The following is a 23,804-nucleotide window of genomic DNA, read 5'->3' on the forward strand; positions in this document are numbered from 1 at the left end:
GGTAAGAGATGAGAGGGCTAGACGTAGCCCAGCTGGTGCGCGAGCACTTCGATCGCCGTGCCCGCTGCGATGCAGATGCCGTAGGGCAGCTTCCCCACGGACTGGCTGGCATCGATGCGCCCCGAGGGGCGAATTCCGGCGATGCTGGAGAACATCACGCCCTGTGCGGCGTCCTTGACGTTGGCCAGCATGTGTCCGACGCGGCGGCGGTGGATGGCAAAGCCCATGGCCGCCACGCCGCCCGCAATGAATGTGAAGAGCACGGCCATCAGCGTCTGCTCGGGCCCGATGAAGGCGCCCGACATCGCCATCAGCTTGACGTCGCCTGCCCCCATGACCCCGATGACGTAGAACGGCACCATCGCCGCGAAGCCGACGCCCAGTCCGCCGAAGGCGCTCGCCGCCCCGGCCATGGGCGTACGCGCGGCCAGCGTGCCGTAGACCAGCGCGAAGAGCGCGCCGCCGAAGGTCAGCCAGTTGGGAATGCGGTAGAAGCGCCAGTCGCTGACCGCGGCCACGGCGAGCAGCGCGAGCAGCGCGACGGTGCGAACGTCGGTGACCAGCATCGCCAGCAGTTCGAGAACGGCGTCGAGTTCCTGCATGATGGGCTCCACGGGTTCAGGCGCTGCGCCGGATGGCGAGCAGCAGCAGCAGGCACACGACCATCACCAGCGCTCCGATCAGCGCGAACTCCATGAACGACATTCCTGCGTCTTCGCGCAGAAGGTTCATGAAGGTCGTCGGCAGCAGTGCGAGCGGTTCCATGCAAATCCCCCGGTTGTCGTTGCCGGCCTGGAGCACCTGTTGCCCGGCATGGGCAGAGGCGTTGGGCCTTGGGGATGACTGTAGGAATCGCGGCGTTTCCGCACATGAGCGGAGCGCCCCTTTTTGAGGGAGTCAAATCCCCCGTGGGCGCGGGCTTGCGGGCATGACAAAGCACCCGGAACGCGGCGTGACAAGCGGCCGATGGCCGAATGGCCTATCGCCGCCCGCCGTGCCGCAGGAGGGAGTTCAGGGAATGCTGCGCGCGACCACGCCGAGATCGCGCCAAGCCTCGGGGTGGCAGCTGAAGATCAGTATCTGGTGGCGGGCCGCCGCGTCGTACAGCACCCGCTTCATCTGCCGCAGGCGCTCCTCGTCGGTGTTCACCAGTGCGTCGTCGAGGATGAGCAGGGTCGGCTTGCGCGCTTCTCTCAGCAGGTCCGCGTAGGCCAGCCGGGCGACGACGCCCATCTGCTCGCGAGCGCCCACGCTGAGCTCTTCGAAGGCGCCGCTCTGGGCGCCGCGCAGCCCTTGCCGCGTGATGCGGCCCGGCGAGAGATCTTCTCCAACCTCCACCTGCGCGCCGGGGAAAAGAATCTGCAGGTAGTGGTCGAGATGCTTCTGCAGCGGCGCGCGCAGGCGCTGCGCCAGCGCCGAGCGCTTCTCGCGCAACAGCTTCAGCAGATGGTCGAGCGCCCTCGCCCGCCGTTCGAGTTCCGTGCAGCGCCGCGTGGCGTGCTCGAGCTCGCGCTGCGTCTCCGAGGCTGCCTCCTCCTGGCCCAGGGCGCCCCGGGCCTCGAGTTCGGCTTCCAGCCGCGTGATCTCGGTGGCGCGCTGGTTGTGCGCGGCTTCGGCCTGCCTGACGCTGCGGTCCAGGCGCTCCACGTCCTGCGCGAGCACCGGCAGGTTGATGGTCTGCAGTCGTTGGGCCAGCTCGGCCACCTTGTCCTGGATGGCCGACTGCTGCGCCAGTGCATCGGTCAGCGCGCCGCCGGCTTCCGTCTTCCTGCCGGCCCGTGCGGGGTCGTCCAGCGTGGCCTTGACCGCCGCGAGTTCGTCCTCGGCGGCCTTGACCTGTTCGCGTGCGTTCCCGGCCGCCACCTTCGCGTCGTTGAGCGCGGCGGAGGCCGTTTCCAGCGCGGCGCGCGCGGCGACCTCCTGCGACTCGGCCTGCGGGCTCGAGAGCGACGCCGCATCGTCCGCTGGTGCGGGCGGCATGTCCTGCAGCACCTTCCTGGCTTCCGCGAGCCGGGCCTCGCGCGTCGCCATGTCCGCGGCGAGCGCGCCCAGCCCCTTGGGCGCCAGCGCAGCCAGCACGGCTTCGGCCGCGGCGGCTTCGCTCTTGCGCAGAGCCTGCTGCCGCACGCGCTCCTCGACGGCAGCGATGCTTTCCGCGCGCAGGCCCTGGAGCAGCGCAGCGAGTTCGTCGCGTGCCTGGTCACGTTCGATGGCGAGGCTTTCGAGATCCGCGCCGCCCGGCAACACGGTGATGCGGCCTACGCCTTCGATCTCGATGTCGGTTCGCGCGATGACGGTCCGCCGCGTCGAGCCGGACAGCTCCTCGCCGGCCACGCGCACTCCGGCCGAAGGCTGAAGTTCGAACTCCAGGGCCGTAGCCACTGCGTCCAACCTGGCCTGCGCCGTGCGGAGCGCGTCCGCGCAATGCCGCAAACGCCTGAGTTCGCCTTCCGGCACTGCGAGCGCCTGCGCCTCGGCCTGCAGGCGCGTGACCTTCTCCTGCTCGGCCTTCGCCTTCTCGTGGCTCTGCAAGAGAACGGCGAACTGCTCGGCCAAACTTTCGACGGTTTTCTCCTGCGCAACGCGTGACGCGGCCTGCCGCGCAAGGCGAAGGGCTTCACGCGCCGCGGCATCGGCCTTCGCCGCCGCCGCATGACGGGGTTCCCAAGCCTGGAGTTCGCCGATCGCCCTGGCGAGACCTTCCTGCGTCGCCTGCAGGTTCTTCTCCCGCTGGGCGAGCGTCGCTTCCTCGCGCTCCATCGCCTGGAGCTGGGTGCGCCATGAGCTCACCTGTGCGCCGATCTGCTTCAGCGCGGCCTCCTGCGCGGTCTTCTTCTGGTCCAGTCCCTTGGCCTCGTCCAGCCGCTGCTGCGCGACGACCAGCTGCTCGCGCAATGCCGTCCATGGCTTGGCCGCCTCGTCGCGCTGGTGATCGCGGCGCAGGCCGGAAAGGCGGTCCACGCCGGAGCGGTAGGACTCGACGTCGGCAAGCAGTTCTTCCAGCTTCTCTTCGAGCTCGGCGCGCAGCTTGTTGGCATCGGCGTAGACGCCGCGTGGAACCCCGGTGCTTTGTGTGAGCAGCTCGTTGCGTTCGGCCTCCACTGCCTTCAGCACCGCGTCGCCGTTGCTGGCAGCCAGTTCGCCCAGCGATTCGCCGAGCGCGTTGCGCAGGTGGTCGCTGGCGAAGCCCACCGCGCTGGCGATGTCGTGCGAAGTGCCCTGCCTGATCCACAGCAGGCCCGGAATGCCCATGTGCTCGGGCGTGCTGGCGCCCTTGCCCGGAAAGCGGAAACCCAGCAGCGCCGCCAGGTGGTCTTCGGCCACCGCGCCGTCCATGGGCCTGCCGTCGATCACCAGCTCGCATCGCTTCTTGCCGAGGAAGGCCTTGGTGAGCCGGCAGGGCTTGCCGTCGAGTTCGAAATCGACTTCCACCGTGGGCGTGGCCGAGCTCTCGCCCCATGGCCGCAGGTGCTCGACGGCGCTCGATCGGTGCCGCTCGAAGAAGGCGGCGCGGATCGCCTCGGCGACGGTGGACTTGCCCGATTCGTTGGGGGCCGCGAAGAGGTTCAGCCCGTCCGTGAGGCCGTCGATCTCGAACGGCGCGCGAAACAGCTTGAAGTTCTCGATGCGAAGCCGCTGCAGCTTCATGCTCATGCGCCGGCTCCCGCGTGCGAGGAGCCCTGCTGCGCGCCGAGGATGCGCGCCAGCGTGAGCAGCGCGTCGCGGGCCAGTTCCGCGTCTGTGTCGCCCTGTTGCTCGCGCAATGCCTGCAGCGCCTCGCCCACGAAGCCGTCGGCGTGCAGCGCCTGGATGTCCTCCTCGGTCGGTTCCAGCCGCAGCGCCTCGCCTTCCCACACCAGCGCCCGGGCCCGGGCGCGGGCCGCATCGAGTGCGGCGCCCAGCCGGTTATGGCCGGCGAGGTCGCAGGTGCCCTGGGCGCGCAGCTGCAGCACGTCGCCGCTGCCGATCTGCTCGAGCTTTCGCACCAGTTCGTCGATGTCGGAGGGCACGGCGAGCCGCGGTTCCCATTGCTGCCAGTCGAACTGGCCGACGCGCACGGGCTCGACCGCCGGCACCGCGCCTGCGCCGTCGATGGCGACGAGCAGCGCCTGGCCCGAATCGTTGGCGCGGAAGCGATCGGTCTCGGGCGTGCCCGCGTACCAGGTGCGATCGTCGATCTGCCGCGTGCCGTGCCAGTCGCCGAGCGCGAGGTAGTCGAGCCGGGCCTGTGCCGCGCGACCGGCGGCGATGGGGTTGGCCGAGTCGATGTCTTCCGACAGGATGCCCTGGACGCAGCCATGCGCCAGTCCGATGCGGGGCAGGCCCTCCTCGTCCGGTTCGGCGGCGAACCAGTCGGTGAGGTCGCCATAGGTGTGGCGCTGCGTGAGCGGCGCGGGCAACAGCGTGAACTTGCCCGCCACCGTATGGGGCCTGGGCTCCAGGCAGCAGACGATGTTCGGCGCGACGGCGCCCAGCCGCTGCGCGCGGCTCCAGACGGATTCGCTCAGCGCCGAGTCGTGATTGCCCGGGATCAGCAGCCAGGGCCCCGCGAAGCCCTGCATGGCGTTGAACATGCGCCGGATGGTCTTGTCCGACACGGTCTGCAGGTCGAACACGTCGCCCGCGACCAGCACTGCGTCGACCTTGCGTTCGGCCGCTATGGCGGCCAGCCGTTCCACCGCCTTGAAGCGTGCCTCGAACAGCGCGGCGGCGTCGTCGGGTTCGAATTGGGAGAAAACGCGGCCGATCTGCCAGTCCGCGGTGTGGAGCAAAGAAATCATGCGTCGTGGCCCCCTTTGCCTACCGCGTCTGCATACGTCATTCCAGAAGAGTGCGCATCTTAGATGGCGCGCGCTCCGGCCCGACGTCGACCGCCGCCCCGTGCGGGGTGCGGACGGCTAGGCGGTCGAGTCGGCCGTGGCGGCGCACTCTTCGAGCAGCGCGGCCGCCTGAGTGACCTGCACGACGATCTGCGCGCGCAGCGGTCGCCAGTCCAGGCTGAACGGGGCGATCAGGAACCACTGCGTGGTCAGAGCCAGCGCGCTGCCGAGAATGAGGAACACCCAATGCACGACTTCCATCTACGCCCCCTTGTACAGAATCAGGAGCGGAAGTCTGCGTACTTCGCAGGCGTTGCGGTATCGCCAATTCGGGGGATGTCGTTCGCCAGAGAGAAGGAACAGAACGCGCGGGAACGCGTCCTGCCCCGGCCGTGGCCTTGCCTACCGTGCCGGCAGGTACTGGCGTGGATCGACGGCATTGCCGCGGTAGCGGAGCTCGAAGTGCAGCTTGGCGCGTCCGCCGTCGGGGCCGCCGATCTCGGCGAGCTTCTGCCCCTGCTTCACCTGCTGGCCCTGCTTGACCTGCACCGAGCGCAGGTTGGTGTAGACCGACATGTAGGAGCCGCCGTGATCGACCATCACCACGCTGCCGTAGCCGCGCAGCGTTTCCGTCACCGCCACCTTGCCCGCGCCGATGGAGGCCACTGCATCGCCGGTGTTGCCGCCGATGTCGACTCCCTTGCTGCTCGTGCCGTTGAAGCCCGCGATCACCTGGCCCGGCGCGGGCCAGGCCCAGTCGCTGCGCCTCGACGCGGGCGGCGCGGCCGGCTCCGGCGCCGCGGCCCTGGGTGGCCTCGCGCGCTCCGGGCGTTCGGGACGCTCCGCACCCGGGCTCCTTCCCGGGGACGGCTCGGGCGATGCACCTGCAGAAGCGCCGCCGCCTGGCGGCACCACGCGCAGCACCTGCCCTGCTTCCAGCTTGTCCGGATCCTGCAGGTTGTTCCAGCGTGCGATGTCGCCCGGCGAACGGCCGGCCTTCGACGCGATGCGGTAGAGCGTGTCGCCCGGCTGGACGACGTATTCGCCCGGTCCCGCCACCGGTGCCTTGGGAGAGGTGGAGCACGCCGCCACCATCAATGCCGCGGCCAGCACCATGCCGGCACGCCAGTTCCTTCCTGTCACAACAACCACTACCGGATTCCTTCCTGGATGACCTGAATCTCGCGCGCCCCGGTGCCCGGGACCGCGCTCGAAGAATCCGGAAGGCTACCAGCAGTGGCCGGGCGTTCAGCCGACCACGGGGTTTTTCGCGCCCGTTCGCCTCGCGATGCACATCAGAGAAAGCGCACTCGAGGACGCGCCGGGGTCGCGGCCCGACAGCAGGCTGCCCATGCGGTACTTCCATTGCATGGGGCCGGCCTCCCCGCGAAGGACGCCGGCTCCTGCCTGATGGTTGTGCGGATGCACGCGGACCTCGAAGCCCAGCGGCATCAGCGTGGATTCGAAGAGCTCCCTCGTCACGCCGTCGCCGGGCCGGTGATGTATTTCGGTCCGCAGCCCCCACGACTGCTGGCTGCCGGTCTTGTGAAAGCCGCGCCCCATCACGCGGCAGACCCACAGACGCGTGTTCCACAGCAGGCGGGCCAGTCCCCGGTAGTCCCACGCCGTCAGCTGCGGATCGTGGTCGGTGATCAGCAGGCCGTCGGGCTTCACCAGGCGGGCGCCCTCCTCGAGCACCGCCTTCATGTCGTCGCAGTGGTGCAGCGTGGCATTGATGGCCACGATGTCCGCCACCTGCGAGCGGAACGGCGTGTGCGCGGCGTCCGCCAGCACCGCGATGTAGCCCTCGATCGCGGCCAGCTCCAGGGAGCCCGCGGCCACGTCGACGCCGACGAGCAATTTCGGCCTGCCGCCCAGCGTTGCAAATACATTGCCCGGGCCGCAACCCAGGTCGATGACGACCTTGTCCGTCCAGTCGCCGCCGGCGGCCAGCCAGCGGTTTCGGAAGTGCCCGTCGCGGTGGCAGGAAGCCAGATATTCCCTCGCCCAGGCCTCATTGCCGAAGTAGATCGCGTTGGCGGTCAATGCATCTGAATTACCGGGAAGAATTGATTCCAGATAGTTGCCGCGGCGCTCCAGAACTACATCGGGTAATAGGATGTCGCTGAGCATTTACGGGTTCCGGTGAATTGGATTTTGCGCAATCGGAGCGCTCTCACCAGTTTTTTCGATTTCTTGATTTTGTACAGATATTTCTTATACGGTTACAGGCATCGGCAATTCATAACAGTCGGCTCCGGGAGGATGTTTCATTTTTCGACACACTTCCGCGTGCACTTTCCGCATGGCTCGCAGGCGAAGCGAGGCCCGCACCCGAAGCAGTGGCGCGGTGGCCGGTCGATGCGGTTTCCCCCTTGTTCCCCCTGAGTTCTCCCCAGGAGTACCCCTCCTCGAACGGGCCTTTCGGGCATCCGGAGCGGGCCGCCGGGCCGCTTTTTCTCCTCCGATCGCTCATCAGTTACCTCGTACTGGACGATTCGGGTAGTACGTTTCAGAAATAACCTTATCCAGTTGTAACCGGGGCCTAAAGTACACACATCGGCTGCGGGAAACACCCTAGGATGAAGACACGAAAAAACATCTTTCTGCTTCTTCATTCTTAATTGAGCGAATGGATTTTCCATTCGCCCAATTACTTTTGGCGTATTTCTTTTGGGATACTTACGTGGAAATTCAAACTGTTTCGCAGGCAGGCCAAGGCGATCCGGAGCTCTCTCTGGAAGACCTGTTCGTGTCGCGATCCAATTCGAAAGGATCGGCCAGCCGCCACGTCGCCTCCACCACGCTCTCGCCCCATTTCGCCCGCAAGCTGGCCGGCTCGCCGGCCGTCGGCGGCCAGTTGCCCGACACCCTCTTCGCCGGCGCATGGCTCCTCCTGCAGGCTCGCTGGCTCGGAAGCCTCTGGCCCGTGCTGGATGAAGCAGGCACCGGGCAGGACGCACCCGCGTGCTTCTCGACCACCGTCGCGTTCGACACCACCATGGCCGCGGGCCCCTGGCTGGCGGAGCTGGACCTCGGCCGCCGCGGCGCGTCGAAGACCGCGCATGCCGCCCCGTCGCCCGCCTCGCTCTGGCTGCGCGAGGAAGCAGGCATCGAAAGCGCCGACGCCCCGCTGCGGCTGCGCTTCGACGCCGCCTCTGCATCGCTGCACGCCGACGCGGCGCCCGGCCTGATGGACCCCGCCGCGATCGATGTGCTGCTCGCAACGCTCGCCGACACCGCCGAAGACCTGCTCGACCGCCCCGATGCAGCACTCGGCGACATCCGCACGCTGCCTCGAGCCGAAAGCGCCGACCAGCTCGGTGCATGGAACATCGCCCTCTCCCCGATCGACTCCGCCCTCACGGTGCCGGCCGTGTTCGCCCTGCAGGCCGCTGCAACGCCCCAAGCCATCGCCCTCGCCCAAGGCGAGGCGCAGATGAGCTACAGCGAACTCGACCAGCGATCCGACGATCTCGCCCGGCGCCTCCAGACCCTGGGCGTCCACGCCGGCGACAACGTCGGCATGCTGCTCGACCGCTCGATGGCGGCCATCGTCGCCCAGCTCGGCATCCTCAAGGCCGGCGCCGCCTATGTGCCCGTGCCCACGGACTATCCGCCCGAACGCATCGCCTACATGCTCGACGAGGCCGGCGCGCACCACGTGCTGACCGCGCAGGAGCACCGCCACCTCATCCCCCCCCATCACGGCGTTTTTCTGGTCGACGAGCACCAAGACAACGAAAACCGTGGTTCATGGAATTTCCCGGCCATCGACGCGGAATCGGTGGCGTACGTCATGTACACCTCGGGCTCGACGGGCACGCCCAAGGGCATCGAGATCTGCCATCGCTCGATCCTGCGGCTCGTCGTGGGCGTGGACTACGTCTCGCTCACCCCCGGCCTCGCCATGCTGCACGCGGCCCCGCTGGGCTTCGACGCGGCCACGCTGGAAATCTGGGGGCCGCTGCTCAACGGCGGCTGTTGCGTGATCCATGACGAGCGCGTGCCCACCGGTGCCGGGCTCGCCCGCACCATCGCGCGCCACGGCGTGCACACGGCCTGGCTCACGGCCGCGCTCTTCAATGCCGTCGTCGACGACGACCCGGCCCATCTTTCGGGTTTGCTGCATCTCTTCACCGGCGGCGAGGCGCTCTCCGTGCCGCACGTGCGCCGCGCGCTGGCCGCACTGCCCGGCCTCGCGCTGAGCAACGGCTACGGCCCGACCGAATGCACCACCTTCGCGGCCACGCACCGCATCGCGTCGCCGCTCCCGGAAGACCTGCGCTCGGTTCCGCTCGGCCGCCCGATCAAGGACACCGTGCTGCGCGTGCTCAGCCCCTCGATGGCGTTGCTGCCGACCGGCTTCGTCGGCGAGCTCTGCATCGGCGGCCACGGGCTGGCCCGCGGCTATCTGCGGCAGCCCGCGCTCAGCGCCGAGCGCTTCGTGGCCGACCCCTTCGGCGGCCCCGGCGACCGGCTCTACCGCACCGGCGACCTCGCGCGCTGGCTGCCGGACGGCACCATCGAATTCATCGGCCGTCGCGACGGCCAGGTGAAGATCCACGGCCACCGCATCGAGACCGGCGAAGTGGAGGCGGCGATCCTCGCGCATCCCGGCGTGCAGTCGTGCGCGGTGGTAGCCCGGCCCGACGGCAGCGGGCAGCTGCGCCTCGTGGCCTATCTGGTTTCGCACTCTGGAGAAGAGAAGCTCTCCTGGGAGGCCCTGCGCGCTCATCTCGGCGAGCGCCTGCCCGCGGCCATGGTGCCGGCCGCCCAGGTGTGGCTCGAACGGCTTCCCGTCACGCCCAACGGCAAGCTCGACCGCAAGGCGCTGCCCGAGCCGGCCGGCGAGCGCCCCGAGCTCGCGCAGCCCTTCGAGGAAGCGCGTGGCGCCATCGAGCAGCAGGTGTGCGACGCCTTCGCGCGCGCACTGCGCATCTCGAAGGTCGGCCGCAACGACAACTTCTTCGACCTCGGCGGCGATTCGCTGCTGGTGCTGCAGGTGCTGGCCGATCTCCGGCGCGGCAGCGGCACGCCGCTGTCGACCAATCTTTTCTTCCGCAATCCCACGCCAAAAGCAATGGGTGCGCGGATGCAGCCGGCGGGTGATCAGCCCGCCACGGCCGCTGCGGCCGGTTTCAAGGATCGATCGACCGCAGCGGCCACCCTTCCCCACGACGCGCTTCATGATGCGGTCGCCCTGGTCGGCACCGCCGGCCGCTTCCCCGGCGCGGCCGACGTCGAGCAGTTCTGGGACAACCTCGTCGCGGGCCGCGACACCATCAGCTTCTTCGACGACGCCACGCTGGACGCCGGAATCGGCGAAGCCCTGCGCAACGATCCGGCCTACGTGCGTGCGCGCGGCGTGATCGACGGCATCGAGAACTTCGACGCCGCCTTCTTCGGCATCGGCCCGAAGGAAGCGCAGCTCATGGACCCGCAGCAGCGCGTGTTCCTCGAGATCTGCTGGGAATGCCTGGAGCGCGCCGGCTACGTGCCGGACGCCGCGCCGGGCCCGGTGGGCGTGTACGCCGGCATGTACAACGCCACCTACCACCAGCGCCACGTGAGCACCCGGCCCGACCTGGTGGAGCCGGTGGGCGAGTTCCAGGTGATGCTGGCCAACGAGAAGGACTACATCACCACGCGGGTGGCCAACCGGCTCAACCTCACGGGCCCGGCGGTCAGCGTGCACACCGCCTGCTCGACCTCGCTGGTGGCCGTGGCCCATGCCTTCCATGCGCTGCGCACCGGCCAGTGCTACATGGCGCTGGCGGGCGGCGCTTCGGTCACCTGCCCGCCGCGCAGCGGCTATCTCTACAACGAGGGCTCGATGCTCTCGCCCGACGGCCACACGCGCAGCTTCGACGCCCAGGCCCGGGGCACCGTCTTCAGCGACGGCGCGGCCGTGGTGCTGCTCAAGCGGCTGGCCGACGCGCAGGCCGACGGCGACACCATCTACGCCGTGCTGCGCAGCGCCTGCGTGAACAACGACGGCGGCGCCAAGGCCAGCTTCACGGCACCCAGCGTCGACGGGCAGGCCGCGGTGATCCGCGCCGCGCTGGCGGCGGCCGACGTGGACGCGCGCAGCATCTCCTACGTCGAGGCGCACGGCACCGCCACGCCGATGGGCGACCCGATCGAGGTCGAGGCGCTGGCCGTCGCCTATGCCGAGCACACCGATGCGCTCGGCTACTGCACGCTGGGCTCGGTCAAGAGCAACGTGGGCCACATGGTCACGGCGGCGGGCGCGGCCGGGCTCATCAAGACGGCGCTGGCGCTGCATCACGAGCAGATTCCGCCGACCGTGCATTTCAGCGCGCCGAACCCGTCGATCGACTTCGCGCGCACGCCTTTCCACGTGACCTCCAGCCTGCAGCAGTGGCCACGCGCCGCGCAGCCGCGCCGCGCGGGCGTCAGTTCCTTCGGCGTCGGCGGCACCAATGCGCACGTCATCGTCGAGGAGGCTCCGCCCCGGCCGGTCTCGCCGCCCGCCACGGGCGAGCAGGTGCTGCTGCTTTCGGCGCGCTCCGAGACCGCGCTCGCCGCAGCCGCCGGGCAGCTCGCATCGCACCTCGAAGGCCATCCGGAGCTTCCGCTTGCCGACGTGGCCCACACCCTCGCGGTCGGCCGCAAGGCCCACGCCTTCCGCCGCGCGGTGGTGGCCGGCAGCACGTCCGATGCCGTGGCCTCCCTGCGCGACACCGGTTCGACCGGCACCGTCAGCGGCCGCGCGGCCTCGAGCGAACCCCAGCTCGTGCTCATGTTCCCCGGACAGGGCGCGCAGTACGCCGGCATGGGCCGCAACCTGCGTGCGAACGACCCGGTGTTCGCCGCCGCCTTCGACGACTGCATGGCAGCTCTCGAGGGCGTGACGGATTTCGACCTGCGCGAGCGCATGTTCTCGGACGACCCGCAAGCGCTGTCGCCCACCGCCGCCACACAGCCCGCGATCTTCGCGCTCGAATACGCGCTCGCCCGACGGCTGCTGGCGCTGGGCGCGCGGCCGCATGCGCTGATCGGCCACAGCGTCGGCGAATTCGTCGCGGCGGTGATCGCGGGCGTGATGCGCCTCGAAGACGCCGCCCGGCTCGTGGCTCGCCGCGGTGCCCTCATGCAGGCGCAGCCGGCCGGCGCGATGCTGTCGGTGCGCCTTGGCGCGGCCCAGCTCATCGAAAGGCTGGGCCCGCAGCTTTCGCTGGCCTCCGAGAACGGCCCCACGGCCTGTGTCGCGGCCGGCCCCTTCGATGCCATCGCGGCGCTGCAGTCCGCGCTGGAAGCGGACGGCATTCCGAGCCGCCCGCTGCAGACCTCGCACGCCTTCCACTCGGCCATGATGGACGCGGCCGTCGCGCCCTTCGAAGCCCTGGTGGCCAAGGTGGCGCTGAACGCGCCGCAGACCCGGATCTATTCCACGCTCACCGGCAAGCCGCTCGGGGACGCCGAGGCCACGAGCCCGTCCTACTGGGCCAGGCACCTGCGCGGCACGGTGCGCTTCTCGCCGGCCGTGCGCTGCGCGATGGCGCAGACGGCGAACCCGCTGTTCGTCGAGGCCGGTCCGCGCAACACGCTTTCCACGCTGGTGCGCCAGCACGGCGCGAGCAACGCATTCGCACTGCTGCACGTGGAGCCCGGCGGCATGGCCGACGAGGCCCGCACCCTGCGCCTGGCCCTCGGCCGCCTCTGGACCTGCGGCGCGGAAATCGAACTCTCGCGCCTGACGGCCCGCGCCGGCGCCCAGCGCGTACGCCTGCCCACCACGCCCTTCGAACGCAAGCGCTGCTGGGTCGACATCGCTGCTGCCGTTACCTCTTCCCCCGACGTTTCCGTCGCCGCCGCGCCTGCCGCCGCGGCGACGCCATCGCCCTTCGTCCCACCCGTTTCCCTGGAGCCGATCGTGACCGCTGCAACGCCCTCGCCTCTTCCTCCTCCCTCCGCCGGTTCGTCCGTCGACACGCGCCTGCGTGCGCTGTTCGAGGACATCTCGGGCCTCGACATGGCGCAGGCCGAGGGCCAGGCGCCCTTCGGCGAGCTCGGCCTTGACTCCCTCACGCTGACGCAGGCGGCCACGCAGATCAAGAAGCACTTCAAGGTGAACGTCAGCTTCCGCCAGCTGATGGAGAACTATCGCGGCTTCGACGCGCTCTCGGCCTTCCTGCGGGAAAGCCTGCCGCCTGAAGCCGCTCCGGCGCCGGTCGCCGCACCGACGACCTCGATGACCGCTGCAACGGCAGCCCCGGTAGAAAGCGCGGTCGCCATGCCGCTGCGCATGCCGCAGGCGCTGCCCGTGTACATGCCCGCACAAGGCGTCGTCGCGGGCGAAGGACCGCTGTCTCAGCTGATTTCGCAACAGATGGAATTGATGCGCCAGCAGCTCGCATTGCTGTCCGGCGCGGTTCCCGCGGCGCCGCTCGCGACGCTGCAGGCCGTGCCGGTGCAGGCGGTCCCGGCAGTGGCCGCGACCCCGGTTGCAGCCACCGCGCCCACGCCCACGTCCGCCGAAGAGCCCGCGCAGCCCGTGCGCTACGACGTGAGCAAGGCCTTCGGCGCCATCGCCCGCATCCACACGCAGCGCACCGCCGAGCCCAGCGGCCGGCAGAAGGCGCGGCTCGCGGCCTTCGTCCGCCGCTACGTGGAGCGCACGCGCAAGAGCAAGGAATTCACCGAGGCCAACCGTCCGCACATGGCCGACCCGCGCGTGGTCAACGGCTTCAGGCCGATCACGAAGGAAATCACCTACCAGATCGTCATCGAGCGCTCCAAGGGCTCGCGGATGTGGGACCTCGACGGCAACGAGTACGTCGACGCGCTCAACGGCTTCGGCATGAACATGTTCGGCTGGCAGCCCGACTTCGTGCTCGAAGCGGTGCGCCGCCAGCTCGACGCCGGCTACGAGATCGGCCCGCAGCACCCGCTGGCGGCCGAGGTCACGGCACTGGTCTGCGAGCTCACCGGCAACGACCGCGCGGGCCTTTGCAACACCGGCTCCGAGGCCGTGATGGCCGCGCTGCGCATCGCGCGCACCGTCACCGGCCGCAGCACGGTGGTGGTGTTCACCGGCTCGTATCACGGCACCTTCGACGAGGTGCTGGTGCGCGCCGGCAAGGGCGGCAAGGGTCTTTCGGCCGCGCCGGGCGTGATGAGCGGCATGTTCGGCGACATCCGCGTGCTCGACTACGGCACGCCCGAAGCGCTGGACTTCATCCGCGACAACGCGGGCGACCTCGCCGCCGTGCTGGCCGAGCCGGTGCAGAGCCGCCGCCCCGACTTCCAGCCGCGCGAGTTCCTGCACGAGCTGCGCGAAATCACCGAGAAGAACGGCTGCTGCCTGATCTTCGACGAGGTCATCACCGGCTTTCGCACCGCCCTGGGCGGCGCGCAGGAGCTGTTCGGCGTGCGCGCCGACCTCGCCACCTACGGCAAGGTGATCGGCGGCGGCTTCCCGGTGGGCGTGATCGCGGGCAAGCGCGAGTTCATGGATGCGCTCGACGGTGGCGCCTGGCAATACGGCGACGACTCGATCCCCGGCGTGGGCGTGACCTACTTCGCGGGCACCTTCGTGCGCCACCCGCTCGCACTCGCGGCGGCGAAGGCCTCGCTCATGCACCTGAAGGAAGCCGGGCCGGCGCTGCAGGCCGGGCTCAACGCCAGCACCACGGCCATGGCCGCGGAACTCTCGGGCTGGTGCAGGGAAGTCGGCGCGCCCATCGAGGTCCGCCACTTCGCCTCGCTGTGGCGCGTGAGCTGGCTCGAAGACCACCCGCTGCAGGACCTGCTCTTTGCCATGATGCGCAGCCGCGGGGTCCACATCCTGGACAACTTCCCGTGCTTCCTCACCAGCGCGCACAGCGCCGAGGACATCGCCTTCATCCAGCGCGCTTTCAAGGAATCGGTCGCGGAGATGCAGGAGTCCGGCTTCCTGCCGCGCCGCGCGATTCCCGTCACCGGCTTCGACATCCACAAGCCAGCCGAGGAAGGCTCCGTGCTGGCCCGCGACATCGACGGCCAGCCCTTCTGGTACGTGCCCGACGCGGCACCCGCCAGTCACTCCCTCGTCAATGGAAAGGCCGCAGCATGAACGCCGTTCTCAAGCCCACCGCGAGCGGTGGGGTCGTCGAATCCATCATTGCGACCACGGAATCGCAACGCGAAGTCTGGCTCGGCGCCACGCTGGGCACCGAGGCCTCGATGGCCTACAACGAATCGGTGGTGCTGCGCCTGCGCGGGGAACTCGACCAGACGGCCCTCTCGCGCGCCATGGACCGGCTGCTCGCGCGCCACCAGGCACTGCGCTCCACCATCTCGCCCGACGGCACCTGCATGCTGGTGAGCCAGCCTCGCGCGAACGTCATGGTCGGGCACGACCTGGCCGCGCTGGAGCCCGAAGCCCGTGTCCAGGCGCTGCGCGACGCGCACGAGGACGCAGTCTGCACGCCCTTCTCGCTGGAGCACGGCCCGCTGTTCAGGGCGGTGCTCTACCGGCTCGGCAGGGCCGAGCACGAACTGGTGATGTCCGCGCACCACGTGGTGTGCGACGGCTGGTCGTGGGCGGTCATCACCGAACAGCTGGGCCACCTGTATGCCGAGGAAACCGGCACCGGGCTGAAGCTCAAGGCGGCGCCGCTCTTCGCCGACTTCGCCGCCGAGGAGGCCGCCGCCGCGGCGCACCCCGACATGCAGGCGCACGTCGACTACTGGCTGGGGCGCTTCCCCGGCAGCACGCTGCCGGTGCTCGACCTCCCGCTGGACCGCCCGCGCCCGGCCGCGCGCACCTTCAATTCGCTTCGCGCCGAGCGTCTGCTCGACAAGCGCCTGGTCGGCGCGGTGCGCACGACGAGCACCAAGGCCGGCGTCAGCCTCTTCACCGGCCTGCTCAGCGGCTTCGTCGCCACGCTGCACCGCCTCACGGGGCAGGAAGACATCGTGGTCGGCATTCCCGCCTCGGGCCAGCTCGCGCACGACATGCCCGGCCTGGTCGGCCACTGCGTGAACCTGCTGCCGCTGCGCCTGGCCGCGCGCGCCGGCATGCGCTTCGATGCGCTCATGGACGAATGCAGTACCGCCGTGCTCGACGCCTTCGACCACCAGGCGCTCACCTACGGCGCGCTGCTGGGCCAGCTCTCCCTGGAGCGCGACCCGAGCCGTCTGCCGCTGGTGAGCGTGGCTTTCAACGTCGACCCCGACGTGGCCAGCAGCGCGCAGGCCTTCACCACGCTCGACGTGGTGCAGGACACCATCGCCCGCCGCTACGAGAACTTCGAGCTGTTCGTGAACCTGCGTCCGCTCGACGGCGGCCTGATGGTGGAGGCGCAGTACAACACCGACCTCTTCGACGAGGTCAGCGTGCAACGCTGGCTCGACATGTTCGCGTGCGTGCTGCAGTCGGCATCGCACGAGCCCGACGAAACTGTCGGCAGGCTCGAAGTGCTGTCGGCTGATGCCACGCATGCGCTGCTCGCCTTGCAGCCCGCGCGGGTGCCGCTGGTCGGCGCGCCGCTGGCGCATGCCGGCTTCGTCGCGCGCGCGCCGCTGCAGCCCGACCGCCCCGCGGTGCGCGACGGCGCCCGCAGCTGCAGCTACGGCGAGCTCGAGTCACTCTCCAACCGCCTCGCCCGTGCGCTGCGTGCGCGCGGCGTGGGCCGCGGCCAGCGCGTGGGCCTGTGCCTGGAGCGCAGCCTCGAGATGGTCGTCGCCATGCTCGGCGTGCTGAAGGCCGGCGCGTCCTACGTGCCGCTCGACACCGCCTTCCCGCAGGCGCGGCTGGACCACTACGCCAGCGACGCGAAGCTCGCGCTGATGCTGACCTCGTCGGACATCGCGGTCGCGCCTCGCGACTGGCGCGGCGACGCGAGCCAGCGCATCTTCGAGATCGACCGCGACACCGAATGGCGGCAGCTCTCCGGCGAGGCCCTGCCTCCCGGCGCCGACGACCCGCAGTCGGAAGACGCCGCCTACGTGATCTACACCTCCGGCTCGACCGGCCTGCCCAAGGGCGTGATCGCGCATCACCGCGGCGTGGCGCACCTGCTGCAGTGGATGCAGCGCGAGTCGGGCATCGGCCCGGCCGACCGCATCGCCGCCGTGACGACGCTGTCCTTCGACATGGCCGTGCCCGACCTGCTGCTGCCGCTGGCCGCCGGCGCCGAGCTGGTCATGGTGAAGCGCGAGGTCGCGATGGACGGCAACCGCCTGTCGCGTGCGCTCGACGAGGAACAGATCACCCTACTGCAGGCCACCCCCGGCATGTGGCAGCTGCTGCTCGACGCCCAGTGGGCCGGCGGCGCTCCGGGCTTCCGCGGCTGGACGGGCGGCGAGGCGCTGCGCCCGAGCATGGCGCTGGCGCTGTGCGAGCGCATGGAAGGCCTGTGGAACGGCTACGGACCGACCGAGACCACCGTGTACTCCACGGCCTGGCACGTGCGCCCGAACGAGATCGCCTCGCGCGGCGTGTCCATCGGCAGGCCCGTGGACAACACCGAGATCTGGATCCTCGATGCCGACCTGCAGCCCTGCCCCATCGGCGTGCCCGGCGAGATCTGCATCGCGGGCGAAGGCGTCTCGCTGGGTTACCTCGACCGGCCCGAGCTGACCGCCGAGCGCTTCGTCACGGTGCGCATCTTCGGCACGCCGAAGAAGATGTACCGCTCCGGCGACCGCGGTCGCTGGCGCAACGACGGGCTGCTCGACCACCTCGGGCGGCTCGACTTCCAGGTGAAGGTGCGCGGCTACCGCATCGAGCCCGGCGAGATCGAGGTGCGCTGCTGCGAGGTGGAGGGCGTCTCGCGCGCGGTGGTGATCGCCCGGGAGGACAACCCCGGCGACGTGCGCCTGGTCGCGTACCTCGCGCTCAAGCACGACACCGGCTTCGACCTCGAGACCCTGATGGTGCACCTGCGCAAGCACCTGCCCGCCTTCATGCTGCCGCAGCACGTGGTGACGCTCGACGTGCTGCCCAAGCTGGCCAACGGCAAGATCGACCGCGTCGCACTCCCGCCCCCGCAGGCGGTGGCACGCGACGAGATGCGCCGCGGCGCGGGCCCGCGCAACGAGCACGAACGCAAGGTGCTCGCGCTCATGGAGAAGGTGCTGAGCCTGCCCGGCCTCGACATGCACGACGACTTCTTCACCATGGGAGGCCATTCGCTGCTGGCGGCGCGCCTCACCACGCTGCTGAGCCGGGAGTTCCAGGTCACGCTGCCGCTGCGCTCGCTGTTCGAGTCGCCCACCGCCGAAAAGCTGGCCGCGGCCATCCAGGCCCTGCAGGGCGCGGGCGTCGGGCTCCAGGCGCCGATCGGGCGCAGCGCCGGGCGCACCACCGCGCCGCTGACGATGGCGCAGGAGCGCATCCGCTTCATGGAGCAGCTGCATCCGGGCCGCTCGGTCTACAACGCGCCCTCGGCGCAGCGGCTCACGGGGCAGCTCGACGCGGCGCGCTTCGAGGAAGCGCTGCGCCAGATCATCCGCCGCCAGCCCTCGCTGCGCACCCGCATCGACATCGACGCCGACAGCGGAAAGCCGGTGCAGGCGATAGCGGAGTCTGCGGAATTCACGCTGCCGCTGGTCGACCTGCGCGACCTGCCCGCCGACCAGCGCGAGGCCGAGCTGGCCGAGCGCATGCAGGAGCTGGCCGACCGGCCCATCGACATCCACGCCGCGCCGATGATGCACGCGACGCTGTTCCGGCTGGACGACAACGAGCACGTGTTCCAGTTCGTGCCGCACCACCTGATCTGGGACGGCTGGTCCTTCGACCTGATGCAGCGCGAGCTGGCCGCGTTCTACGACGCAGCCGAACGCGGCCGCCCGCACAACCTGCCCGCGCTCATGACCACCCAGGGCGACTACGCTCAGTGGCTGGAGAAGTGGCTGACCGAGCCCGCCTGCGAGGAGCAGCTCGCCTTCTGGCGCGGCCGCCTCGAAGGCGCCAGGGCCGTGCGGCCGCCGGTGACCGACATGCCCCGGCGCGCCGGCAAGAGCGGCCAGGGCGGCGCGCACTGGATCCACATCGACCTGCAGAGCACGCAGCGGCTGCGCGAGATCGCCCGCGACATGGACGTGACGCTGAGCATGCTCACCTTCGGCGTCTACGCGCTGACCATGGCCCAGGTGACCGGCAACGAGGCGATCGTCATCGCCAACCCGGTGCGCGGACGCCAGCAGGCCGAGACCGAGGACGTGATGGGCTTCTTCAACAACGTGCTGCCGGTCTCGCTCACGGTCGACCGCTCGCTGGCGCTGCCCGCCTTCATGCGCTACGTGAAGCAGGAACTGCTGTCGATGATGAACAACCAGCAGGTGCCGTTCGAGCGCCTGATGGCCGAGCCGGGCTACGCGGGGCAGATCAAGACCTCGGGCCCCTACCAGTCGATGTTCTCGTTCCAGGACGCGCGCGAACGCACGCGCTCCATCGGCAGCCTGCAGACCCGGCAGATGCACGTGATGCAGCACGGCGCCACCGACGACATCGGCGTGTGGCTGATGGACAAGCCGCACGGCCTGGAAGGCGCGCTCATCTACAACGCCGACGTGTACCTGCGCGAGACCGGCGCCCAGCTGCGCGAGCGGTACCTGGAGGTGCTGCGCCGCGTGGCCGAGGAACCCGGCGCCACGCTCGAGCGGATCGCCGACGCCGAGAGCTCGACCAGCGCGGCCTACCTGCGCAAGCTGGCCGCGAGCGACACGGGCAGGAGCGCCGCAACAGGAGCCGCCAACGGTGAAGCGCCCAAGGCGAAGCAGAGCCAGCTCGAGCCCGAGCAGGCGCAGCTCGCCCTCATCTGGGCCGGCGTGATCGGCATCGACGTCAACGAGATCCGCGCCAGCGACAACTTCTTCGACCTCGGCGGCGATTCGCTGCTGGTGCTGCGCGCGGTGCAGCAGGCCGCCCAGACGCTGGGGCACCGCGTGGAGCCGCGCCGCTACCTGTTCGAGAACCTCGGGCAGATCGCCTCGTCTCCGCGCGACGCCGGCGAAGGCGTGCCTTCGGATCTCGCGGAGCTGGCCGCCGGCTCCGCCGCTCATGCGCCGCGCGGCGGACTGCTCGGCGCCCTCGGCGGCTGGCTGCGCAAGGGGTGACCAGCATGACCGCCAGCTCCCTCTACGCGCTCTCCATCGACGCACCGGTCTGCCGGTACGTCGACCTGGACAGCTTCACCGACCTCCCGTCCGAAGACCTTCTCTCGGAGGAGGAACGCGCCCGCGCCGACGGCTTCCGCTTCGAGCTGGACCGGCAGCGCTACGTGGCCTCGCATGTCGCGCTGCGGCAGGCGCTGAGCGAGTACACCGGCCTGCATCACGCCGAGCTGCACCTGTCCAAGGGCTCCTTCGGCAAGCCGTCGCTCACGGGCCATGCGCGTACGCAGTTCTCGCTGAGCCACAGCCAGGGACTGGCGCTGATCGCCATCGGCGGACGCGGCCCGCTGGGCGCCGACATCGAGCTGCTGCGCCCGGTGCCGGACGCGGCGATCCTCGCGGCCGAGCATTTCACGCGGCGCGAACAGGAAGCGCTGGCCGCCCTGCCCGCACAGGAGCGCGACCGCGCCTTCCTGACCTGCTGGACCCGCAAGGAGGCCTGCCTGAAGGCCATCGGCGTGGGGCTGCTGGTGTCGTCGCAGAGCTTCGAGGTGGGGCTGGAAGCCGACTGCCGCAGCGTCGAGCTCTCGGTGGCCGGCCGCATCCTGTGGCTGGTGCTCGGGCCCGCGCCCGCGCGGCTGGATTGCGTGGGTGCGATCGCCGAGTGGCGCCAGACGGAGGCGCGGGCGAACCGGCTCGGCGCGGCCGGTTCGGGCGACGCGGGCGACACGGGCGGGTATGCGAACGGCCCGTCTCTCCCGCCTAAAGCGGGCGCCCCGGCGCGCAGCATGGAGATCGCCCCATGACCCGCTTCGAGCCGATCATGTTCGGGCCGGCCTCGCGGCAGGTCTTCGGCGTGTTCCATCCGGCCGAGGAAGACCGCGGCGGGAACGACACCGCCGTGCTGCTGTGCCCGCCCTTCGGCCAGGAGGGGCTGCGCACGCACCGCTTCTTCAAGGTGCTGGCCGAACGGCTCTCGCGTTCGGGCATCGCCACGCTGCGCTTCGACTTCTACGGCTCGGGCGATTCGCCCGGCGAGGAGGTCGAGGGCGAACTCGACGGCTGGCGCCGCGACCTGTGTTCGGCGCACGAGGAGCTGCGGCGGCGTGTGCCCGCAGCCTCCATCGTGTGGATCGGCGCGCGGCTCGGCGCCACCGTGGCCGTGCTGGCCGCGCGCGGCGGCCGCTGCGATCCGGTGCGGCTGGTGCTGTGGGAGCCGGTGATCGACGGGCGCCGCTATGCGCGGCTGCTGCGCGAGCAGCACGTGGCGGCGATCGACACCACCTTCTGCATCCCCGACCTGGCCTGGCGCCGCGACCTCGTGCAGGAGCCCGAGGCCATCCCCCATGAAGCCCTGGGCACCCTGCTCTCGCCCGCGCTGCGCGCGCAGCTGGCGGCGCTGGTGCCCGAGTCGCTGCCGCTCACCGCGCTGCACGACACGCTGGTGCTGGCCGGTCCCGACGACGAGCGCACCGCCCAGTGGGCCGCCGACCAGCAATCGCGCCACATGCCGGTGCGCCTCGCGTACTTCAGCCACCAGCTCGACTGGACCTCCGACCCCTATCCCAACAGCGCGATGGTCCCGGCCGACGCGCTCAACCGCCTCCAGGGGGCGCTTCATGAATGACGCGAAATACGACGTGAAGGCGGCCGCGAAACAGACGCCGCTGCTGTTCGGCCCGGGCGATGCGCTGATGGGCATGCTCACGGCGCCCGCACGGCCGGCGCCGGGCGGCGTTGCCTGCCTGATGTTCAACATGGGCGCCAACCACCGCGTGGGGCCGCGCCGCATCAACGTGAAGCTGGCGCACCTGCTGGCTGAACGCGGCGTGGGCAGCCTGCGCTTCGATCTCGGCGGTGTCGGCGACAGCGACGCGCTCGACACGTCGCCCGACCTGCAGATCCGCGCTGTGCACAGCCTGAAGGCGGCCATGGACGCCGCAGAGCGCATGCTGGGCGCACGCCAGTTCGTGATCGTCGGCATGTGCTCGGGCGTGCAGCACGCGATGTCGGCGGCCCTCGCCGACAAGCGCGTGGTGGCGGTGTCTCTGTTCGACGGCTTCGCCTTCCCAGAGCTGCGCGCGCGCCTGGAGCGCAACCTGCGCCGCGCGATGGCCGCGCCCGCGCATCCCTCGTTTCCGGGCAAGGCCCGGCGCTGGCTGCAGCGCCGCTTCCTTCGCAGCCATTCGACGGTGCCGCTGCCGGGCTTCTTCGCCGAAAGGCGCGCGCCCGAGGCGAACGCGATCTGGTTCGGCGCGGCGCTGGAGCGGCTCGTCGAACGCAACGTGGCGGTGCAGCTGCTGTATTCGGGCTCGCTGCATGTCTGCGACCGCGGCCGCGACCAGCTCGGCGCCTTCGCCCGCAAGCCCTTCGCGCAGGGAGTTCAGTACGAGTTCATCGGCGAGGTCGACCACACCGTCTGCACCGAGAAGGGACAGCAGCTGTTCCTGCGCTCGGTGGGCGACTGGGTCACCGAGCGCTGTTTCGGCGCCAGCACGGAACGGCGCAGCCAGGGCAGCCGGGCGCCGTCCGGCGCGGAGCAGTCCATGCCCACCACCTGGGCCGCGCCCTGAGGCGAGGCCTTCACCCATTGCAACCACTGTCGACAAGCCAACAACCAGCCCCTCACCAGCCAACAACCGACCGTCAAGGAGTTCACCATGCAACGCCACGATCCAGCGACGCAATCACGCGGAACGCGCCCTCTCGCAGTCCTGTCCCGGACGGAGGCCGAGTCCCGCCTGCGATGGCTCGGCCTGGCCCTGCTGCTGTCGCTCGGGCTGGTGGCGCTGTCGGGCTGCGCGCCGGGCTTCGGCTCGGTGGGGCCGCTCGGCTACGGCAAGACCAACGGCGACAGCACGGCCTCGGCGGACAGCGGAAAGATCATCCCGATCACGCCCGACCTGATCCGCACGCAGCTCGCGCAGAAGCCCAAGGGCCCGCCGGAGAACATCAAGCGCCTCTTCGCGGCGGCGCCGGTCTACACCATCGGGCCGGGGGACGTGGTCGGCATCATCGTGTACGACCATCCGGAGCTGCTGCCGAACGCCGGCGCGGTGATCGCGCAGCAGTCCGACCCGACCGGCGTGACGGTGGCGCCCGGCTTCATCGTCGACGCCAAGGGCGAGATCTTCTTTCCCTACATCGGGCGCACCAAGGTGCAGGGCCTGACCGAGAGCGGCGCCTCGGAACTGATCGCGCGGCGCATCAAGGCCTTCATCAAGGACCCGCAGGTGACGGTGCGCATCCAGTCGTTCCGCAGCCAGCGCGCCTACGTGCAGGGCGAGGTTCGCACGCCGGGCCTGCAGATCTTCACCGACGTGCCGATGACGCTGTCGGAGGCCATCAGCCGCGCCGGCAGCTTCACCCAGGCCGGTGACCGCGCGCGCATCACGCTGACGCGCGGCGGCGTCTCCACGGAGATCAACCTGCCGATGCTGCAGTCGCTGGGCGTGGACGGCAACGGCATCCCGCTGCGCAACGGCGACGTGGTGAACGTCGGCACCCGCGAAGACAGCCGGGTCTACGTGATGGGCGAGGTGCGGGCACCTTCCGCGCTGCAGATGCGCAACAACGGCCGGCTGAGCCTGAACGAGGCGCTGGGCGACGCGGGCGGCCCCGACCTGGCCACCTCCGACCCCGGCCAGATCTACGTGGTGCGCAACGCGCCGGACAACCTCGACGTGCAGCAGGTCTTCGCCCTCAACGCGAAGAACCCGGTGGCTCTCGCGCTGGCCGACCGCTTCGAGCTGCAGCCGCGCGACGTGGTCTACGTGGACCGCGTGCCGCTGGTGAGCTGGAGCCGCGTGTTCAGCCTGATCCTGCCGGCCGCCCAGGTCGTCAACCTCGCCCGCGACACCGCCCGCCGCTAGGCGCCCGCGTATCCGGACCAGGAAAGCAACAGCAAAAGGT

At 70.2% G+C, this 23,804-nt stretch carries 13 protein-coding genes; 6 read left to right on the top strand and 7 right to left on the bottom strand.

Annotated elements, in window-relative coordinates; genetic code table 11:
- Positions 1-17: 17 nt before the first annotated feature.
- The 7 genes from EJP69_RS02730 to EJP69_RS02755 all read right to left on the bottom strand — a co-directional run bounded on the left by EJP69_RS02730 (position 18) and on the right by EJP69_RS02755 (position 6,953).
- Positions 18-602: an A24 family peptidase gene (locus tag EJP69_RS02730; RefSeq protein ID WP_093307134.1), complete on the bottom strand. Its 585-nt coding sequence runs from the start codon at positions 600-602 to the stop codon at positions 18-20.
- Positions 603-618: 16 nt separating this feature from the next.
- Complete coding sequence (locus EJP69_RS29400) at positions 619-765, bottom strand: hypothetical protein (RefSeq protein WP_170217031.1); 147 nt, start codon at positions 763-765, stop codon at positions 619-621.
- A gap of 246 nt (positions 766-1,011) precedes the next feature.
- Positions 1,012-3,654, bottom strand: a complete 2,643-nt coding sequence (locus tag EJP69_RS02735; protein ID WP_240652009.1) for an AAA family ATPase — start codon at positions 3,652-3,654, stop codon at positions 1,012-1,014.
- Positions 3,651-4,781, bottom strand: a complete 1,131-nt coding sequence (locus EJP69_RS02740) for a metallophosphoesterase family protein (protein ID WP_126468646.1) — start codon at positions 4,779-4,781, stop codon at positions 3,651-3,653. Before EJP69_RS02740 ends, EJP69_RS02735 begins: the two co-directional genes overlap by 4 nt.
- 117 nt (positions 4,782-4,898) lie before the next feature.
- Positions 4,899-5,081, bottom strand: coding sequence for a hypothetical protein (locus tag EJP69_RS02745; RefSeq protein ID WP_093195181.1), 183 nt, complete (start codon positions 5,079-5,081; stop codon positions 4,899-4,901).
- 141 nt (positions 5,082-5,222) lie between these two features.
- The gene (locus EJP69_RS02750; RefSeq protein ID WP_240652010.1) at positions 5,223-5,972 is read right to left on the bottom strand and encodes a peptidoglycan DD-metalloendopeptidase family protein; all 750 of its coding nucleotides are present in this window, start codon (positions 5,970-5,972) and stop codon (positions 5,223-5,225) included.
- A 96-nt stretch (positions 5,973-6,068) separates the two neighbouring features.
- Complete coding sequence (locus tag EJP69_RS02755) at positions 6,069-6,953, bottom strand: class I SAM-dependent methyltransferase (RefSeq protein ID WP_126468647.1); 885 nt, start codon at positions 6,951-6,953, stop codon at positions 6,069-6,071.
- A 499-nt stretch (positions 6,954-7,452) separates the two neighbouring features.
- On the opposite strand from EJP69_RS02755, the gene EJP69_RS02760 reads away from it, so the two are divergent.
- From EJP69_RS02760 to EJP69_RS02785, 6 genes are all read left to right on the top strand, one after another.
- A complete protein-coding gene (locus EJP69_RS02760; RefSeq protein ID WP_126468648.1) occupies positions 7,453-14,901 on the top strand; it encodes a polyketide synthase in 7,449 nt (2,482 codons plus the stop codon).
- Positions 14,898-19,895, top strand: coding sequence for a non-ribosomal peptide synthetase (locus EJP69_RS02765; protein WP_126468649.1), 4,998 nt, complete (start codon positions 14,898-14,900; stop codon positions 19,893-19,895). Before EJP69_RS02760 ends, EJP69_RS02765 begins: the two co-directional genes overlap by 4 nt.
- Before the next feature lie 5 nt (positions 19,896-19,900).
- Positions 19,901-20,698 (top strand): 4'-phosphopantetheinyl transferase family protein, encoded by a 798-nt coding sequence (locus EJP69_RS02770; protein WP_093307195.1) that lies wholly within the window; start codon positions 19,901-19,903, stop codon positions 20,696-20,698.
- A complete protein-coding gene (locus tag EJP69_RS02775; protein WP_093195185.1) occupies positions 20,695-21,519 on the top strand; it encodes a serine aminopeptidase domain-containing protein in 825 nt (274 codons plus the stop codon). The genes EJP69_RS02770 and EJP69_RS02775 overlap by 4 nt, the downstream gene beginning before the upstream one ends.
- A complete protein-coding gene (locus tag EJP69_RS02780) occupies positions 21,512-22,465 on the top strand; it encodes an alpha/beta hydrolase family protein (protein WP_240652012.1) in 954 nt (317 codons plus the stop codon). Before EJP69_RS02775 ends, EJP69_RS02780 begins: the two co-directional genes overlap by 8 nt.
- A gap of 87 nt (positions 22,466-22,552) precedes the next feature.
- On the top strand, positions 22,553-23,764 hold the full coding sequence (locus EJP69_RS02785) for a polysaccharide biosynthesis/export family protein (protein ID WP_126468650.1): 1,212 nt from the start codon (positions 22,553-22,555) through the stop codon (positions 23,762-23,764).
- Positions 23,765-23,804 lie beyond the last annotated feature (40 nt).

Origin of the sequence: Variovorax gossypii (genome assembly GCF_003965815.1) — a bacterium.
Lineage (GTDB): Bacteria > Pseudomonadota > Gammaproteobacteria > Burkholderiales > Burkholderiaceae_C > Variovorax > Variovorax gossypii.